This is a genomic window from Streptomyces sp. AJS327 (assembly GCF_013450295.1).
Lineage (GTDB): Bacteria > Actinomycetota > Actinomycetes > Streptomycetales > Streptomycetaceae > Streptomyces.
Window position 1 is genome coordinate 295155 of record NZ_SKBR01000001.1, and the last position, 18715, is coordinate 313869.

Genomic DNA, 18715 nt, shown 5'->3' on the forward strand with positions numbered 1-18715 from the left:
AACACGGGAGTACGAATATGAACCGCAGTGAGCTGGTGGCCGCGCTCTCCGAGCGCGCCGAGGTGACCCGCAAGGACGCTGACGCCGTGCTGGCGGCCTTCGCCGAGACGGTGGGCGAGGTCGTCGCCAAGGGCGACGAGAAGGTCACCATCCCCGGCTTCCTCACCTTCGAGCGCACCCACCGTGCCGCTCGGACCGCGCGGAACCCGCAGACCGGCGACCCGATCGAGATCCCGGCCGGGTACAGCGTCAAGGTCTCGGCGGGCTCGAAGCTGAAGGAATCCGCGAAGGGCAAGTAAGCGGCCCGGAGCGGTCGCCAGCCGCTCTGCACAGCACCACCGCGAGGGGCGGTCACCCGGGATCCGGGCGACCGCCCCTCGTACGTGCGGAATCCCGGACGTACGGGGCGCGCGGGGGCCCGGGATCGCCGGGGACGGAAGCGCGCCGCCGCCCGTCCGGGGGGAGGGGCGGCGGCGCGCGGCGCCGAAGGGCGCGGGATCAGCTGCTCGGGGCGGGGGTCAGGGGCGCTCGACCTTGGCGCCCAGCTCGCCCAGCTTCTCCATGAAGTTCTCGTAGCCCCGGTTGATGAGGTCGATGCCGTGGACCCGGGAGGTGCCCTGCGCGGCGAGCGCCGCGATCAGGTACGAGAACCCTCCGCGCAGGTCCGGGATGACGAGATCGGAGCCCTGGAGCTTGGTCGGTCCGGAGACGACCGCGGAGTGCAGGAAGTTGCGCTGGCCGAAGCGGCAGGGGGTGCCACCGAGGCACTCGCGGTAGAGCTGGATGTGCGCGCCCATCTGGTTCAGCGCCGAGGTGAAGCCGAGCCGCGACTCGTACACCGTCTCGTGCACGATGGAGAGCCCGGACGCCTGGGTCAGCGCGACGACCAGCGGCTGCTGCCAGTCGGTCTGGAAGCCGGGGTGCACGTCCGTCTCCAGGGCGATGGACTTCAGCGGGCCGCCGGGGTGCCAGAACTTGATGCCCTCGTCGTCGATCTCGAAGGCGCCGCCGACCTTCCGGAAGGTGTTGAGGAAGGTCATCATCGACTGCTGCTGCGCGCCCCGTACGTAGACGCTGCCCTCGGTGGCGAGGGCGGCGCTCGCCCAGGAGGCCGCCTCCAGCCGGTCGGGGAGGGCCCGGTGGTTGTAGCCGCCGAGCTTGTCGACACCGGTGATGCGGATGGTGCGGTCGGTGTCCACCGAGATGATCGCGCCCATCTTCTGGAGCACGCAGATCAGGTCCTCGATCTCCGGCTCGACGGCCGCGTTCGAGAGTTCCGTCACTCCCTCGGCGAGGACCGCGGTCAGCAGGACCTGCTCGGTCGAACCCACCGAGGGGTAGGGCAGTTTGATCTTGGTGCCGCGCAGTCGCTGCGGGGCCTCCAGGTACTGGCCGTCGGCGCGCTTCTCGATGGTGGCGCCGAACTGCCGCAGCACGTCGAAGTGGAAGTCGACGGGGCGGCCGCCGATGTCACAGCCGCCGAGGCCGGGGATGAACGCGTGCCCGAGACGGTGCAGCAGCGGACCGCAGAACAGGATGGGGATCCGCGAGGAGCCCGCGTGCGCGTCGATGTCCGCGACGTGCGCGCTCTCCACCCGCGAGGGGTCCAGCACCAGTTCGCCCGCTTCCTCCCCGGCGCGCACCGTCGCGCCGTGTAGCTGGAGGAGCCCGCGCACGACCCGTACGTCCCGGATGTCGGGGACGTTCCGCAGTCGGCTCGGCTCGCTGCCCAGCAGCGCGGCGACCATGGCCTTCGGCACGAGGTTCTTCGCACCGCGGACCCGGATTTCGCCCTCGACGGGGGCGCCGCCGTGGACGAGCAGGACGTCGGGGGGGCTGTCGCTCATGGTGCTCCGCGTTCGGCGAGACGGGGGTGGACAAAACGCAATCGTAAGGGGGTCCGGCTCCGCTTTCGTACGCGCGGTCCGGACCGCTGGCCCCGGGGACGGGAGCGGTGACATTCCGTCCGTCCCATGTTACGCGACGCGTTGGGACGCTCCGTGTCCGTTTCCCAACGGCCGTATGAGCGCTCTCTGTTCGTACCTGATCGCTTTTTGTGTCGGGTCGGTTCGCTCTCCGGATTCCCCTGGTCGCGCTCCGGCATTCGGCCGCGCTCCGGTGTCCGGTCGCCCTCAGGTGGCCGCCGTGGCGTGACCCGGGGTGTTCGGAGGTGTCCCGAGGTGTCCTGAGGTGGGGCCCGGTTCCGTGACCGGCCCGGTGGCACGTCCCGGCGTCCGCTCCCGGCGTCGTCCCGGTCGGCGCACGGCCGGGGCTGACCGGATCGCTACGGCGGGTCCCGGGGATTGACCGGTTGCCTCCCGCTGACGGGCCGGGTGCGGGATCATTGCCGCATGACAGAGGAGTCCTCGCTCACCGGACGGCTGCTCGTCGCCACCCCGGTGCTTGCCGACCCGAACTTCGACCGCGCGGTGGTGCTCCTGCTCGATCACGACGAGAAGGGCACCCTCGGCGTCATCCTGAACCGTCCCACCCCCGTGGACGTGGGGGACATCCTGGCTCCGTGGGCCGCGCTGGCCGGTGCGCCGGGCGTCGTCTTCCAGGGTGGCCCGGTCTCGCTGGACGCCGCGCTCGGCGTCGCCGTGGTGCCCTCGGGTGGGGCCGCCGAACCGCTCGCCGGTACCGAACCGCTGGCCGGGGAGACCGAGCCCGTCCGCCGGGGGAGAACCGACGGCCCGGGCGGCGCCCCGGTCACCGGGGCGGAGTGGCCCGGGGGCCGGGGTGGCGCGGAGCGGCCCGGGGAGGCCGCCGGAGCGGGGACCGCCGACGCGGAGGTCGCGCCCGGGGCCGAGGAGCCGCCGGACGCCCCCGGCACCCCGGAGCCCTCCGGCGCTCCGGCACCACCGGGCGCCCCGGACGGGCGGGAGCCCGCGCTGGACGGCCCGCTGGGCTGGCGCCGGGTCTACGGGGCGATCGGCCTGGTCGATCTGGAGGCCCCGCCCGAGTTGCTCGCGGCCGAGCTGGGCTCCCTGCGGATCTTCGCCGGGTACGCGGGCTGGGGCCCCGGTCAGCTGGAGAAGGAGCTGTCGGAGGGCGCGTGGTACGTCGTCGACTCCGAGCCGGGCGACGTCTCCTCCCCGGCCCCCGAGGGGCTGTGGCGCGCGGTGCTGCGGCGACAGCGCGGCGAGCTGGCGATGGTGGCCACCTATCCGGACGACCCCTCCCTCAACTGACCCCCACGACCGGGCCGCCTCCGGTGCCGGGGCCCGCTCCGGCCGCCGCGGTCACCCGCTGTGGTGGGCCGTCGTGGTCCGGCTGTCCGCGCTCGGTGCCGCGCGCTGGCCGCCCGGTTCTCGGGGGGCCGGTGGCGGTGGGGCCGGGGCGGGGTTCCGGCGCGGTCGGTGGCGCACGGGCACGCGGCGCGGATGGGTACCCTTGGATTCCATGAGCACTCATGAGCCCGAGCGCGGAACCGGCACCGGCACCCTGGTCGAGCCCGCACCGCAGACGTCCCACGGTGACGGCGACCACGAGCGGTTCGCGCACTACGTCCAGAAGGACAAGATCATGGCCAGCGCGATGGACGGCACCCCCGTCGTCGCGCTCTGCGGCAAGGTCTGGGTGCCGGGGCGGGATCCGAAGAAGTACCCGGTCTGCCCGATGTGCAAGGAGATCTACGAGTCGATGAGTTCCGGCGGCGACAAGGGCAAGGACGGAAAGGGCGGCGGTGCCAAGAAGTAGCCGCTGACCGGCGCCGATCCGGCGTCCAGGCCGTCCGGCCCCGCGCAAGGCTCTTCGGTGCGCCCCGTACGCCCCTCGCAGGAGGGGGGTGCGGGGCGCACCGCTGTGTCGGGGCCCGTCTCGCGTCCCGGCGCCGACCGGGTTCGGGGGCCGGGCGGCGTGCCTGGTCACCGGGGTGGTCCCGGGATCCGGTCACGGATTGGTAGAGACCTGTAGCGGATTGGTTGAGACCTATTGCCGGGGGCGTGTGCTCCCTCGTAGCCTCCTGCGGAAGTTGTGCAGCGCGAAACATCAATTGCGTACTCTGCAACGCCGGATAGCTTGGGGGTCCGACCGTGAGGGTGTCCCTGTCCCTGCGAAGTGCCGCGCTGGCGGCCGTGGTTGGGGTGGCGGCCGTCGCGGCCACCAGCTGCGCGCCGTCGACCTCGGACGGAACGTCCGAGAAGGACGAGAAGACCGGCACCCTGCGGGTCTGGCTCTTCAAGGAGGTGGGCAACAAGCCCAAGGAGCGCGTGGTGGACGACGTCCTCAAGCGCTTCGAGAAGCGGCACGACGACGTGCGGGTGACCGTGGAGTACATCCCCGTCGAGAGCCGCGCGGAGAAGATCAAGGGCGCGTTCAACGACCCGGAGTCGGCGCCCGACCTGATCGAGTACGGCAACACGGACACCGCCGGGTATGTCGCGGACGGCGGACTCGCGGACGTCACCAGGGAGATCGAGGGCTGGAAGGCCGCCCCCGACATGGACGAGACGGCGAAGGCGTCCGCCAGCGTCAAGGACAAGGTGTACGGGGCGCCGCTGTTCGTCGGGGTGCGCGCGCTCTACTACCGCACCGACGTCTTCGAGGAACTGGACCTCGAACCGCCGTCCACGCTCAACGAGGTGGCCACGGCCGCCAAACGGATCCGCGCCGAGCGGCCGGACCTCTACGGCATCGCGGTGGGCGGCGCCTACACCTACGGCGCGATGCCGTTCCTCTGGGCACACGGCGGGAAGATCGCCGAGGAGAAGGACGGGGAGTTCGTCTCCCGGGTGAACTCCGCCGCCGCGAGGAACGGGGTCGCCGCCTACGCCGACCTGTTCGGGGACGACAACTGTCCCGCGGGCAAGTGCGCGCAGATGACCGGCAACGACACCGTCGAGGCGTTCGCCGGGGGCAAGGCGGGCATGGTCATCGGTGGTGACTTCAACCGGCAGGCCATGGAGGACGGGAAGTCGAAGGGCGAGTACGGGGTGGTTCCGCTGCCCGGGAAGCGCTCCGGCGACATCGCCCCCGCCTTCGCGGGAGGCAACAACATCGGGGTGCTGAAGAGCACTTCGCACCGCACGCTCGCGGTCAGCCTGATGAAGGAGCTGGCGGGCAAGAAGACGCAGCGCGAGCTGTTCTCGGCGATGGGCTTCCTGCCGACCTTCACCGACACCCGTGAACAGGCCGCCAAGGACGAGCCGTTCGTCGCGCCGTTCGTCAAGACCCTGGACGCGGGCACGGAGTTCGTACCGGCCAGTCCGGACTGGGGGGAGATCGACGCCGGGCAGATCCTGCCGACCATGTTCCAGCAGATCGTCAGTGGCAAGAAGAGCGTCGCGGACGCCGCCGACGGTGCCGCCAGCGCGATGGACGAGGCATTCGGGAAGTGAGCGCCGTGACGGGACCGGCCCCGGCGTCCGGCCGGGGTCGGCCCGCCCCGCGACACGGGCGCGGGCGCGGGCCCAAGGGGCGTAGCGCCGGGGGGACTTGGGCCGGTGGTGGCCCTGGTGGGCGGGGTCCCGGCGGGCGCGGCCCCATGGGTGGGGGCCGCTGGACGCCCTGGATCTACCTCGCCCCCGCGCTGGTGGTCCTCGGCGGTCTTCTCGCCTACCCCATCTACCAGTTGGGGCTGATCTCCCTGCTGGAGTACACCCAGGCGCAGGTGAGCGGCGGGGAGGCCACCGAGTTCAAGGGGCTGGGCAACTACGCCGAGTTGTTCTCGGACGGCGAGTTCTGGGACGTGCTGCTGGCCACCCTGGTGTTCACGGCGGCCTGTGTGACCGGGACGCTGAGCGTCGGCTGCGCGCTGGCGGTCCTGCTCACCCGGGTGCGGGCGGTGCCCCGGCTGATGCTGATGATGGCCGCGCTGGGCGCCTGGGCCACCCCGGCGATCACCGGCTCCACGGTCTGGGTGTTCCTGTTCGACCCGGACTTCGGGCCGGTCAACCAGCTGCTCGGGCTGGGCGACCACTCCTGGACGTACGAGCGGATGAGCGCGTTCGCACTGGTGCTGATGGAGGTCGTCTGGTGCTCCTTCCCGTTCGTGATGGTCACGGTGTACGCGGGAATCCGGGCCATTCCGGAGGAGGTGCTGGAGGCCGCCTCGCTGGACGGGGCCTCCGCCTGGCGCACCTGGCGGAGCGTCATGGCGCCGATGCTGCGCCCCATCCTGGTCATCGTGACGATCCAGTCCATCATCTGGGACTTCAAGATATTCACCCAGATCTACGTGATGACCGATGGCGGCGGAATCGCCGGGCAGAACCTGGTGCTGAACGTCTACGCGTACCAGAAGGCGTTCGCCTCCTCGCAGTACAGCCTGGGCGCCGCGATCGGAGTCGTCATGCTGCTGATTCTGCTGGCGGTCACGCTGGTGTATCTGCGGCTCCTGCGCCGCGAGGGGGAGGAGCTGTGAGCCGACCGTGAGAGGCCGGAAGACGACTGTGCGTTCTCAGAATCACCAGGGTCACCCGAATCACCGGATGCCGCGGGACCGCGATGACCGGGACCAGCAGGACCGGCGGGCCCAGCGGGGCCGTCGGGATTCCGCCGCCCGGAAGGTGGTACCCGAAACCACCCGTGGGCGGGGCGGATCCCGCGCGGGGCGCCGGTGGTTCCGTAAACCGGGGCGGCTGGCGGCCGAGACCGCCACCGTCGTCATCGCGGTGGTGGTGGCCTTCCCGCTCTACTGGATGGTGCTCTCCGCCTTCAAACCGGCCGGGGAGGTCCGGTCGGACGAGCCGCGACCGTGGACGCTCGACCCCACGCTGGACTCCTTCCGCCGGGTCTTCGAACAGCAGGACCTGGGGCGGTACTTCCTCAACAGCCTGCTGGTGGCGGGCGCCGTGGTGGTCGCCTCCGGGCTGATCGCCTTTCTCGCCGCGACCGCCGTGACCCGGTTCAGGTTCCGGATGCGCACCTCTCTGCTCATCATGTTCCTCGCCGCGCAGATGGTGCCCGTCGAGGCGCTGACGATTCCGATGTTCTTCCTGATGCGGGATATCGGAACGCTCAACTCACTGGTGTCGCTGATCCTTCCGCACCTGGCGTTCTCGCTGCCGTTCGCCGTCTGGATGCTGCGGGGATTCGTGAAAGCGGTTCCGGAGGCGCTGGAGGAACAGGCGTTCATCGACGGCGCGAGCCGCACCCGCTTTCTGTGGCAGATCCTCTTTCCTCTCGTCCTGCCGGGGCTGGTGGCCACCAGCGTCTTCTCCTTCATCGTGACGTGGAACGACTTCCTGTTCGCCAAGTCGTTCATCATCAGCGCGACGGAGAACTCGACGCTGCCGATGGCGCTGCTGGTCTTCCTGGACGCGGAGACCCCCGACTGGGGCGGGGTGATGGCGGCGTCAACCGTGATGACGGTGCCGGTGCTGATCTTCTTCGTCCTGGTGCAGCGGCGGCTGGTGTCCGGACTCGGGGGCGCGGTGAAGGACTGACCCGCGCCCCTCCCCCGTACCGGCCAGCCGTGCCCGTCCCCGTACCAGCCGCGCACGTCAACCATCCGTCGGGCAGGGGCCGTTGGCCCGGCCACCACCCCGCCCCGTACCGGCCCCGACCACCCCCTGACCGTCCACCATCCCCGTTCACCACCGACCCCCTTCCACCACCGACCCCGTCCATCCCGACCCGGTCCGCCACCGGCGAGGACCGCCGGTACCGGCTGGCGAGCGCGTCACCGGGCCGGGGCGTGACCGCGCCAACCGACAGTTACGAACGGACAATTGCGAACCGACAGCGGGCGGGCGACCGCCCCGGCGGCGAGGAGGAACCAAGGTGACACCGGACGTGATCCCCGTGGTGCGCGAGGTACGCGAGGCGGCGGGCCCGCCCGTACGCCTCGGTCCCGGCACGGCGCTCGACGCCGGACCCGGGGCCGGGGACGTGGCGCGGCTCCTCCGCGCCGACCTGGGCGCGGCGACCGGACTGCCGCTGCTGCCGTCCCCGGCCGGAGCCGCCGCGCGACCCGCGGCGGACGAGGGTGAGGCGGGCGACGGGGACGTGGCGCTGCGGCTCGACCCGTCGCTGGAGGCCGAACTCGGCCCGGAGAGCTACCGCCTGACGGTCGGCCCCGAGGCGCCGAACGGGGGCGTCGACATCGCGGGGGCCACGCCCGCCGGCCTGTTCTGGGGCACGCAGACGCTCCGGCAGCTGCTCGGGCCCGCCGCCTACCGGCGGGCGCGGATCGGCACCGAGGGGCCCCGCCCGCTGGTGCCCGGGCGGTTCACGGACGCGCCCCGCTTCGGCTGGCGCGGTCTGATGCTGGACGTGGCCCGGCACTTCACCCCGAAGGAGGGCGTGCTGCGGGTCATCGACCTGATGGCCGCGCACAAGCTGAACGTCCTCCAGTTCCATCTGACGGACGACCAGGGCTGGCGGATCGAGATCAACCGGTACCCCCGGCTGACCGAGGTAGGCGCCTGGCGCCCGCGTTCCCGCGCCGGTCACCGGGCCTCACCGCACTGGGACGAGCGCCCGCACGGCGGCTACTACACCCAGGACGACCTGCGCGAGATCGTCGCCTACGCCACCGACCGGCACATCACCGTCATCCCCGAGATCAACATTCCCGGCCACTCGCAGGCCGCGATCGCCGCCTACCCGGAACTGGGCAACGCGGACGCGGTGGACACCGAGGCGATCGAGGTGTGGACGGACTGGGGGATCAGCGAGCACGCGCTCGCCCCCTCCGACACCGTGCTGCGCTTCTACGAGCACGTCCTGGAGGAGGTCCTGGAGATCTTCCCGTCCCGCTACGTCCACATGGGCGGCGACGAGTGCCGCCGGGACGAGTGGCGCGCCTCCCCGGCGGCGGCGGAGCGGATGCGCGCCGAGGGCCTCGCCGACGAGGACCAGCTCCAGTCCTGGATCATGCGGCACTTCGACCGCTGGCTCACCGCGCGCGGACGGCACCTCGTCGGCTGGGACGAGATCCTCCAGGGCGGCCTCGCGGAGGGCGCCACCGTCTCCAGCTGGCGTGGCTACGCGGGCGGGATCGCCGCCGCCGAGGCGGGACACGACGTGGTGATGTGCCCCGAGCAGCAGGTGTACCTGGACCACCGGCAGGACGGCGGCGCCGACGAGCCGGTGCCGATCGGCTTCGTCCGGACCCTGCGGGACGTCTACCTCTTCGAGCCGGTGCCGCCCCGCCTCGCGGGCACCCCGCACGAGCGGCGGGTGCTCGGCACCCAGGCCAACATGTGGACCGAGTGCACCGAGACGCCGCAGCGGATCGACTACCAGCTCTTCCCCCGGCTCGCGGCCTTCGCCGAGGTCGCCTGGTCCGAGCTGCCCGCCCCCGGGGACCGGGACCCGGCCCACTTCGAGCAGCGCATGGCCAGCGCGCACTACGCCCGGCTGGACGCCCTCGGGGTCAACTACCGCCCGCCCGCCGGGCCGCACCCGTGGCAGCGCCGCCCCGGACTGCTCGGCCGCCCCCTCGACGGGCCACCCCCCGCCGTGTGACGCGCCCCCCCCGCGCCGACCCGGTCGTGCGGGGCCGGACGCGGACGCCCGGGCCCGGCCGGACACCTCTGGCCGGGCCCGCGGTGTGCCGTGGGCGCCGTTCCGCGCCTCGCGCTGCCCCGGCCGTCCGCTGCCACCCGCGCACCACCGCGCCCCCGGCACGCGCCGCACGCCCCCGGCGAACCCCGGCCCGCACCCCGGACACCCGGGTGGACGGCCCCCGTTGACGCCCCACGCACCATCGGGCCGCCTCCGCTCCCGCCCCGCTCCCGCCGCCCGCCGCCGCCCCCGTACCGCCCATGTCGCCCCGGCGCCGGGCGCGTTGGGGAACCGGAGCCGCCCCGGGTTCCCCGGGAGGGGGATTCCGGACTCACCGGAGGGAGGTGCTGATTTCCGGTGAACCACGGCGCGGGTGGTGATACCCGCCGTGGAAGGGGCGAGCGGGCGAGAAGGTGACGGGTGGGGCGCACCGGACGGCCGCGCGCGGAACGGCCCTTAACGGACCCTCGTACCGGTGGCCAGCCCGGGTATGCCAGAGTTGCCACGTCCGGGCTGTGAGCACGTACCGTACGGCAGTGCAGCCGGGGAGCCGGGGAAGGGGCAGCTGGATTGAGCACGCACGCACAGCATGCACTGCATGAACCTCACGCTGTGCCGACCGTCATGCTGCCCACCACCATCGACGAGGCGGTGGCGGCGCTCTCCGCCGTCCCGGCCGCCGTGCCCGTCGCGGGCGGCACCGACCTGATGACCGAGGTGAACGCGGGCCAGCTACGCCCCGCCGCGCTCGTCGGGTTGGGCAGGATCAGCCAGATCCGCGGCTGGGAGTACCAGGACGGACACGCCCTCCTCGGCGCCGGACTCACCCTCGCCCGCACCGGCAGCGCCGACTTCGCGGCGCTCATCCCCGCGCTCGCGCTGAGCGCCCGCGCCGCCGGGCCGCCCCAGGTGCGGAACGCGGGCACCCTCGGCGGCAACGTCGTCAGCGCCTCCCCGACCGGTGACACCCTTCCCGTGCTCGCCGCGCTGGAGGCCGCGCTGGTCATCGTCGGGCCGGAGGGCGCCGAGCGCGAGGTCCCGGTGAGCCACCTGCTCGCCGGGATGGAGATGCTGCGCCCCGCCGAACTCGTCGCCTACGTCCGGGTTCCGCTGCTGCACGCCCCGCAGACCTTCCTCAAGGCGACCGGGCGCACCGGCCCCGGCCGCGCCCTCGCCTCGGTCGCGGTGGTCCTCGACCCGGCGCGGCGCGGGGTGCGGTGCGCGGTGGGCGCGGTCGCGCCGATGCCGCTGCGCCCGCTGGAGGCGGAGCAGTGGATCGCCTCGCTGATCGACTGGGACGGGCGGCGCTCGCTGGCCCCGGAGGCGCTGGCGGCCTTCGGTGACTACGTCGCGATGGCCTGCATCCCGGACCCGGCCCCGGCGGAGGGCGGCGGGGAGACTCCCCAACTCCCGCCCGCCGCGCTGCATGTGCGTCGTACGGTGGCCACCCTGGCCCGCCGCGGACTCGGAAGGGCGCTCGCATGAGCAACGAGAGCGGACGCGGACCCCAGGACGCGTACCCGCCGCACGGTCCGTACGACCCCCAGCACCCGCCCGAGACGTACGAGGCGCCCGACGCCTACGGCGCCCCCGAGGCCTACCCCGCCGTGCCCGGCCAGCCCGGGCCCCCCGGCGGACCGGGCCAGCCGGTTCACCCGGGTCAGCCCGGCCAGCCGCCGTACCCCGCCCCCGGGGACGGCTACGCCCCACCCCACCCGCCGTACGAGACATACGAGCCGTACGAGAGCTACGAAGCCCCCGAGCCGTACGAGAGCTACGAGCCCCACGAGCAGCCGCACCCCGGGACGGCGCCCCCCACGGGGGCAGCGCCCGCCGCGGGCTGGGCCCGGGAGAGCTGGGGGCCCGGCGAGTACGACCCGGAGGCCACCGCCTTCGTCCAACTGCCGCCGGAGGGGCCGATTCCGGGCCGTGCGCCCGCCAGCCCGCTGGCCGCGCCCGGCACCGGCCAGGGCAACTACACCCCGCCGCCGATCGACCCGTCGGCCGGGGCCCCGCTGGTGCCCTCGGCCACCACGGACCCCTCGGCGACCGGCCAGTGGACGATGCCGTTCGCGCCCGCGGAGGCCGGGCCCGGCCCCGCCGCCGAGCAGGCCCCGCCGGTCAGCGGCGGCGTCTCACCGGCGGCCGCGATGGGGCAGGGTGCCGCCGCCGCGCTCGCCGGTTCGCACGAGGCCCGGCAGCGCGCGGAGCACGGCGCTCAGGGCGAGCAGCCCGCGAACCGGCGGCCCGGCGTCCCCGGCCCGGCCGCGACCGGTGTCCCCGAACCGCTCGGCCCGGACCCCGTCGGCGTCCCGCACGCGGGCCCTCCCGGTCTCTCCGGTCTGCCCGGTCTCTCCGGAGCGGAGCCGCCCGCGACGGACACCGGACCGGCCGCCGCGCCCACCGGGTCCGGCGAGGGTGCCGGGACCTCTGAGAGCGCCGGGCCCGCCGAGCCGGGTGAGGCAGCCGACCCCACCGACCCGGCCGAGGTGCCGGAGGGCGCCGGGAGCCCGGCCGGGGAGACCGACGGCGAACACCCGCACACCTCCTACGTGCTCCGGGTGAACGGCGTGGACCGCCCGGTGACCCGCGCCTGGATCGGGGAGTCCCTGCTCTACGTCCTGCGGGAGCGGCTGGGTCTCGCCGGGGCCAAGGACGGCTGCGCGCAGGGCGAGTGCGGCGCCTGCTCCGTGCAGGTCGACGGGCGGCTGGTGGCGGCCTGCCTGGTCCCGGCGGCGACGGCCGCGGGCAGCGAGGTGCGCACCGTCGAGGGGCTGGCCGCCGACGGCGACCCGTCCGACGTCCAGCGGGCCCTCGCCGAGTGCGGCGCGGTGCAGTGCGGCTTCTGCGTGCCCGGACTGGCGATGACGGTGCACGACCTGCTGGAGGGCAACCACGCCCCGACCGAGCTGGAGACCCGGCAGGCGATCAGCGGCAACCTCTGCCGCTGCTCCGGCTACCGGGGCGTGCTGGAGGCCGTCCGCACGGTCGCCGCCGAACGCGCCGCGCGTGCGGCCGAGTTGGCGGAGCGCGGCCCGGAGGACACCCCGGCGTCCGGCCCCGCGCACCTCCCGCACCAGGGAGGCCGCGCATGACCCGGACGCGTTCCCCGCACGTCCCGTACCGCACGCGTCACGGAAGGGCGGCGGCATGACCGACACCGCGGCCGAGGGCTTCGGAGCCCCCACGTCCACCTCGGTTCCCCCACCCGGCGGGCCCGCCGGGCCGTCCGACCGCGCGCGCGAGGCCGATGCGCGGGGCCTCGGCGTCTCCGTCACCCCGGAGGACGCCCCCGCCAAGGCGGAGGGCGTCTTCCCGTACGCGGCGGACCTCTGGGCCGAGGGCCTGCTCTGGGCGGCGATCCTGCGCTCCCCGCACCCGCACGCGCGGATCACCGCGATCGACACCTCGCAGGCCGCCGCGATGCCGGGAGTGCGCGCCGTCGTCACCCACGAGGACGTCCCGGGGGACTCCTCGCACGGCCGCCGCGTCGCCGACCAGCCGGTCTTCGCCCGGGACGTGGTGCGGTACTTCGGTGAGCCGGTGGCCGCCGTCGCCGCCGAACACCCGGACACCGCGCGGCTCGCCGCCGCCGCCATCGTCGTCGAGTACGAGCCGCTGACCGCCGTCACCGACCCCGAGCTGTCCTTCGAGGCCGAGCCGCTGCACCCGGACGGCAACCTGGTGCGGCACATCCCGCTGCGCTACGGCGATCCGGAGGCGGTCGGCGAGGTCGTCGTCGAGGGCCTGTACCGGGTGGGCCGCCAGGACCCGGCGCCGATCGGCGCGGAGGCGGCGCTCGCCGTGCCCCGGCCGGACGGCGGCGTCGAGCTGTACACCGCCTCGACCGATCCGCACACCGACCGGGACCTGGCCGCGGCCTGCTTCGGGCTGCCGCCCGAGCAGGTCAAGGTGGTGGTGACCGGTGTCCCCGGCGCCGTGGGCGACCGCGAGGACGCGGGCCTCCAGGTGCCGTTGGGGCTACTGGCGATGCGCACCGGCTGCCCGGTCAAGATCGCCGTCTCCCGTGAGGAGTCCTTCCTCGGCCACGCGCACCGGCACCCCGCGCTGCTGCGCTACCGCCACCACGCCGACGGCCAGGGGAAGCTGGTCAAGGTGGAGGCGCAGATCCTGCTGGACGGCGGGGCGTACGCGGACACCTCGGCCGACGCGCTGGCCGCGGCCGTCTCCTTCGCCGCCGGTCCCTACGTGCTGCCGCACGCGGTCGTCGACGGCTGGGTGGTGCGCACCAACAACCCGCCCGCCGGGCACCTGCGGGGCGAGGGCGCCCTCCAGGTGTGCGCCGCGTACGAGGGCCAGATGGACAAGCTGGCCGCCAAACTCGGCCTGGACCCAGTCGAGTTGCGCACCCGGAACGTCATGGCCACCGGCGATCTGCTGCCCACCGGGCAGACGGTGACCTGCCCCGCGCCGGTCGGCGAACTGCTGCGCGCCGTACGGGAGGCGCCGCTGCCCCCGCTGCCGAAGGACGGACCGGCCGAGAGCTGGCTGCTGCCGGGCGGGCCGGGTGGCGCGGGCGAGCCGGGCGCCGTGCGCCGCGGCGTCGGGTACGCGCTGGGCATGGTGCACATGCTGGGCGCCGAGGGCGCGGACGAGGTGTCCACCGCCACGGTCAAGGTCACCGGACCGGTGGCGACGGTGCTCTGCGCTGCCGTCGAGGCCGGACAGGGGTTCACCACCCTCGCCCGGCAGATCGTCCAGGAGACGCTGGGCGTCGAGGAGGTGCACGTCGCCTCGGTCGACACCGACCAGCCGCCGGCCGGTCCCGGGGCGCGCGGGCGGCACACCTGGGTCTCCGGTGGCGCGGTGGAGCGCGCCGCCCGGATGGTCCGCACCCAGCTTCTCCAGCCGCTGGCCGCGAAGTTCGGGATGTCCGCCGAGCTGCTGTCCATCTCCGACGGCAAGATCACCTCGTACGACGGGGTGCTGTCCACCAGCGTCGCCGAGGCCCTGGAGGGCAAGGAGCTGTGGGCCACCGCGCAGTGCCGCCCGCACCCCACGGAGCCGCTGGACGAGACCGGCCAGGGGGACGCCTTCGTGGGCCTGGCCTTCGCCGCGGTCCGCGCCGTCGTCGACGTCGACATCGAACTCGGCAGCGTCCGGGTGGTGGAGATGGCCGTGGCGCAGGACGTGGGCCGCGCGCTGAACCCGCGCCAGCTCCGCGCGCGGATCGAGGCCGGGGTGGTACAGGGCGTCGGCGCCGCGCTCACCGAGCACCTGCGGGTCGCCAAGGGCGTGGTGCGCCACCCCGACCTGACGGCGTACGCCCTCCCGACGGCGCTGGACGCGCCGGACGTGCGGATCGTCAAGCTGGTCGAGGAGCGGGACGTGGTCGCGCCGTTCGGCGCGAAGTCGGTCTCCGCCGTGCCGGTGGTTGTCGCGCCCGCCGCCGTCGCCTCGGCGGTGCGGTCCGCCACCGGCCGCCCCGTCAACCGGCTGCCGATCCGCCCGCAGGCCGCCGTGGGGAACGTGACGTAACGGCGCTGTAGCGGTATGGGGCATCGGCCTTGCGCGGGGTCCTCGGGGTAGGGAAGCGTGGGCGCGGGCGGGAGAAGCGCGGCCAGTCGCGCGGTGACGACCGCACCCAGGAACGATGACGGAGCACCGCCGGGACGGCACCCCGCCGCCCCCTCGCGGGACCGTGGGAAGAGGTGTCCCCATGACGCAGCCGCCCGGCCAGCCGCCGCAGGGAGGGTTCGGCCCTCCGCAGCAGCCGCCGCCACCGCCCCCCGGCGGACCGTACGGTGCCCCGCCCCCCGGCGGACAGCCGGGCTTCGGCACCCCGGACGGTGGCCAGCCGCCCTACGGCGCCCCGCCGCCCGGGCAGCCGCCCTACGGAGGTCCGCCCGGAGGCCCGCCGTACGGCGGGTTCCCGCCGCCGTCGAACGGCCCCTCGGGCGGCAAGATCGCCGCGATAGTCGGCGGGGTGGTGGCCGTGGCCCTCCTCGTCGGCGGCGGCATCTTCCTGCTCAACGACGACGATGACGACGGCGGTGACGAGCCGAAGGCCGACGCCACCGTCGAGGAGTCCAAGGAACCGGACGGCCCCGACGAGCCGAAGACTCCGAGTCCGCCGCCCACCCCCACCGATATCCCGACCGAGGTGCCCGGCGGCGACAACCGGCCCACCCCCAGCCCTCCCGGCGCCGACTTCGACGACGACAAGGAGCGCCCGACCGGCGAGGGCCTGAAGGGCATCTGGCAGACCACCGAGGGCGGCAAGGTCCGGACGATGGGCATCGGCAACAAGCTCAGCACCGGCCAGCGCAGCATCTCCTACCTGGACTCCTCGGACCGGGGCACCTGCACCGGCACCGGCGACGACCGGGGGAGCAAGCAGGTCAAGCTGAGGCTCCAGTGCAGCAAGACCGGCAGCGCCGGTGGCAGCAAGGACGTGGTCAGCGGCACCGTGACGGAGACCGCCAGGGACAGCGTCAACGTGAGGTGGGACGACGGTGCGGCGTCGGTCGAACTCGACTGGGCCCGGGCGATGAGCAACTGACCACCCGCGCCACCCGGCCCCGTCGCCCCGTTCTCCGACCCCGGCACCCCGGCACCCCGGTGCCCCCGGGCCGGGGACGGGGCGACGGGGCTCTCCGGACGGCGGCACCCGCGAGCCCCCGCACCCGTGAACCCGGGCACGCGCGTGTCCCCGCCCCCGCGCACCCGGGCCCGGTGGCACACGCCCTCGGGGCGGCCGGTGGGCGAACGGGCCCGGGCCCGGGCCTAGTTCTCGGGGCTGAGCCGCGGACCGGTCCAAAAGACAGGGGCGTAACCGGAACGTGGCCCTTACCGTTGGGCGCATGACGCCATTCGACGAGGCACGGGACCCGGGTCAGGACGGCGAACGCCGCTCCGTGGGAGGCATGCCCCCCGACGCCGACGGCGCCGCCCACCCCCGCACACCCGCGGCCCCCGTTCCGGAGCTGGCCACCCCGGACGCCGTCCCCCCGCCGACCCGGGGAGACACCCCCGGCGGCGCACCGGCCGAACCGGGAACCCCCGCACTCGGCGGTGCTCCCCACCCCGGTTCCGGCCCCGGCCCCGGCTCCAGCGGCGGGTCCGGGGGCCGGACGAACCCCCAGCCGCCCGGGACCGCGCGGGCCGCGCGGACCCTCCAGGACCCGGGGAAACCGGAGGGTCCGGCGGACGGGGTGCTGAGCCGCCGCTACCGGGCGCTGACCCTCGGCATCGTCTCCGTCGTGCTGCTGATCGCCTTCGAGGCCATGGCGGTCGGCACCGCGATGCCCGCCGCCGCCTCCGAGCTGAACGGCGTCTCGCTCTACGCGTACGCCTTCTCCGCCTACTTCACCACGGCGCTGGTCGGCATGGTCGCCTCCGGGCAGTGGTGTGACCGGGCCGGACCGCTGGCCCCGCTCGCCACCGGCATCGGCTCCTTCGGGGTCGGCCTGCTGCTCTCCGGCACCGCCACCAGCATGTGGACCTTCATCCTCGGCCGGGCCGTGCAGGGCGTCGGCGGCGGACTGGTCATCGTCGCGCTCTACGTCAGCGTCAGCCGCGCCTACCCGGAACGGCTCCGGGCCACCGTCATGGCGGCCTTCGCCGCCTCCTGGGTGGTGCCGTCCATCGTGGGCCCGCTGATCTCCGGCACCGTCACCGAACACGTCGGCTGGCGCTGGGTGTTCCTCGGTATCCCGCTGCTGGTGGCGCTGCCGCTCGCGATGATGCTGCCGCCGCTGCGCCGCGTCGCCTCCGGCCCACCGGACGGTGCCGCGCCCGGCCCCTTCGACCTGCGCCGCATCCGGCTCGCGCTGGCCGTCGCCGCCGGGGCCGCGCTGTTGCAGTACGCGGGACAGGGGCCGCGGGTGAGCGCGCTGCCGCTCGCCGTGCTCGGCGCCGCGCTGCTCGTCCCGGCGGTGCTGCGGCTGCTGCCGCGCGGCACCTACCGGGCGGCGCGCGGGATGCCCGCCGTGGTGCTGCTGCGCGGGATGGCCGCCGGTTCCTTCATCGTCGCGGAGAGCTTCGTCCCGCTGATGCTCGTCACCCAGCGGGGGATGTCGGTGACCACGGCGGGACTGGCGCTGGCGGCGGGCGGGATCACCTGGGCCATCGGGTCCTTCACCCAGTCCCGGAGCGCGATGGAACCGCACCGCGAACGGCTGGTACGGATCGGCATGACGCTGGTGACCGGCGGCGTCGCGGTCGCGCCGAGCGTGCTGCTGGACTGGGTGCCGGTCTGGACGCTGCTGCTGGCCATGGCCACCGCCTGCTTCGGAATGGGCCTGGTGATCTCCTCGCTGAGCGTGCTGCTGCTGCGGCTGTCCGCCCCCGAGGAGACGGGGCGGAACTCGGCCGCGCTCCAGACCTCCGACAGCCTCTCCAACGTGCTGCTCCTGGCCGCCACCGGCGCCGCCTTCGGCGCGCTCGGCGGCGGTGCCGCGGGCGGGGTGGGGCACGACGCCGCCGACGCGGCCCGCTCGGCGGGGGGTGCGCGGCCCGGCGCGTTCCTCGCGGTGTACCTGATCTCCGCGAGCGTCGCGGCGGCGGGCGTGGTCGTGGCGGGCCGCCTCCGATCCGGCCGCCCCTGATTCCGGTACCAGAGTGGTACCAGTCGAGGTACCGTGGGAGGCATGGCTATGAATCTGCGACTCCCGGAGGACGTACGGACCGCGCTCCAGCAGCGGGCGGAGGAGGAGGGGCGGAGCATGCACGCGATAGTGGTGCAGGCGGTGGAGCGCTACCTGGTGGAGGAGACGGACCGGGCGACCGTCCGTACGTTGGGGGCCAAGTACGCGGCGGAGCACGCGGAGCTGCTGCGGAGGCTGGGGGAGTAGCCGGATGAAGTTCCTGACGGTCCAGGAGGGCCTGGACCTCGCCGAGCTCGCCTGTCAGGGCCGGGAAGTGGCGGTGCGCGACCTCGGACTGCTGGAATCCGCGATGCACCGCCCGCGTGCACAGATGTTCGGCGTGCCGGCGTATCCGGACGTGTTCGAGAAGGCGGCGGCCCTGCTCCAGTCGATCGCGGCCAACCATCCCCTGGTGGACGGCAACAAGCGGATGGCCTGGATGTGCACCGTCGTGTTCCTCGATATCAACGGCGTGGAGATGGTGGGCGTCCGCCAGGACGCCGCCTACGACCTGGTCGTCTCCGTCGCCGGTGGGCGGGTGGACGAGGTGAAGGTGATCGCGGAGGGGTTGCGGGCACTGCGGGAACCGATCGGGAGGGCCTGATCCCGGCCTGATCCGGGCCCGGGCCGCCTCCGGTCCGGCCGCCCCTGAT

The 18715-nt window shown here is 74.2% G+C and carries 15 protein-coding genes; 14 read left to right on the forward strand and 1 reads right to left on the reverse strand.

All coding sequences use genetic code 11. The annotated features are described in order from the left end of the window. Positions 1-17: 17 nt before the first annotated feature. The gene (locus E0L36_RS01060) at positions 18-299 is read left to right on the forward strand and encodes an HU family DNA-binding protein (protein WP_180926967.1); all 282 of its coding nucleotides are present in this window, start codon (positions 18-20) and stop codon (positions 297-299) included. Between the two features lie 219 nt (positions 300-518). Here E0L36_RS01060 and murA read toward each other — a convergent pair whose 3' ends face one another. Next, on the reverse strand, positions 519-1847 hold the full coding sequence (gene murA / locus E0L36_RS01065) for a UDP-N-acetylglucosamine 1-carboxyvinyltransferase (protein ID WP_180926968.1): 1329 nt from the start codon (positions 1845-1847) through the stop codon (positions 519-521). Positions 1848-2351: 504 nt separating this feature from the next. Here murA and E0L36_RS01070 point away from each other — a divergent pair. From E0L36_RS01070 to E0L36_RS01130, 13 genes are all read left to right on the forward strand, one after another. Next, positions 2352-3191 (forward strand): YqgE/AlgH family protein, encoded by an 840-nt coding sequence (locus E0L36_RS01070; RefSeq protein ID WP_180926969.1) that lies wholly within the window; start codon positions 2352-2354, stop codon positions 3189-3191. A gap of 211 nt (positions 3192-3402) precedes the next feature. After that, entirely contained in the window at positions 3403-3699 is a 297-nt protein-coding gene (locus tag E0L36_RS01075; RefSeq protein WP_180926970.1) for a DUF3039 domain-containing protein, read from the forward strand. 341 nt (positions 3700-4040) lie between these two features. Beyond that, entirely contained in the window at positions 4041-5339 is a 1299-nt protein-coding gene (locus E0L36_RS01080; protein ID WP_180928510.1) for an extracellular solute-binding protein, read from the forward strand. A 146-nt stretch (positions 5340-5485) separates the two neighbouring features. Further along, positions 5486-6364 (forward strand): carbohydrate ABC transporter permease, encoded by an 879-nt coding sequence (locus tag E0L36_RS01085; protein WP_180926971.1) that lies wholly within the window; start codon positions 5486-5488, stop codon positions 6362-6364. 67 nt (positions 6365-6431) lie between these two features. Further along, positions 6432-7388: a carbohydrate ABC transporter permease gene (locus E0L36_RS01090; protein WP_180926972.1), complete on the forward strand. Its 957-nt coding sequence runs from the start codon at positions 6432-6434 to the stop codon at positions 7386-7388. Between the two features lie 337 nt (positions 7389-7725). Next, positions 7726-9414: a beta-N-acetylhexosaminidase gene (locus tag E0L36_RS01095; protein WP_374705469.1), complete on the forward strand. Its 1689-nt coding sequence runs from the start codon at positions 7726-7728 to the stop codon at positions 9412-9414. Between the two features lie 663 nt (positions 9415-10077). Beyond that, positions 10078-10938, forward strand: a complete 861-nt coding sequence (locus E0L36_RS01100) for a xanthine dehydrogenase family protein subunit M (protein ID WP_180928512.1) — start codon at positions 10078-10080, stop codon at positions 10936-10938. Next, positions 10935-12548 carry a 2Fe-2S iron-sulfur cluster-binding protein gene (locus tag E0L36_RS01105; protein ID WP_258015852.1) on the forward strand — a complete coding sequence of 538 codons (1614 nt, stop codon included), beginning with the start codon at positions 10935-10937 and terminating at the stop codon, positions 12546-12548. The genes E0L36_RS01100 and E0L36_RS01105 overlap by 4 nt, the downstream gene beginning before the upstream one ends. A gap of 55 nt (positions 12549-12603) precedes the next feature. Then, positions 12604-14952, forward strand: coding sequence for a xanthine dehydrogenase family protein molybdopterin-binding subunit (locus E0L36_RS01110; RefSeq protein WP_180926973.1), 2349 nt, complete (start codon positions 12604-12606; stop codon positions 14950-14952). Between the two features lie 181 nt (positions 14953-15133). Beyond that, positions 15134-15976: a transmembrane domain-containing protein gene (locus E0L36_RS01115; protein WP_180926974.1), complete on the forward strand. Its 843-nt coding sequence runs from the start codon at positions 15134-15136 to the stop codon at positions 15974-15976. A 301-nt stretch (positions 15977-16277) separates the two neighbouring features. Next, positions 16278-18023, forward strand: a complete 1746-nt coding sequence (locus E0L36_RS01120) for an MFS transporter (protein WP_258015853.1) — start codon at positions 16278-16280, stop codon at positions 18021-18023. A 48-nt stretch (positions 18024-18071) separates the two neighbouring features. After that, entirely contained in the window at positions 18072-18269 is a 198-nt protein-coding gene (locus tag E0L36_RS01125) for an Arc family DNA-binding protein (RefSeq protein ID WP_180928515.1), read from the forward strand. Positions 18270-18273: 4 nt separating this feature from the next. Next, the gene (locus E0L36_RS01130) at positions 18274-18666 is read left to right on the forward strand and encodes a type II toxin-antitoxin system death-on-curing family toxin (protein ID WP_180926975.1); all 393 of its coding nucleotides are present in this window, start codon (positions 18274-18276) and stop codon (positions 18664-18666) included. Positions 18667-18715 lie beyond the last annotated feature (49 nt).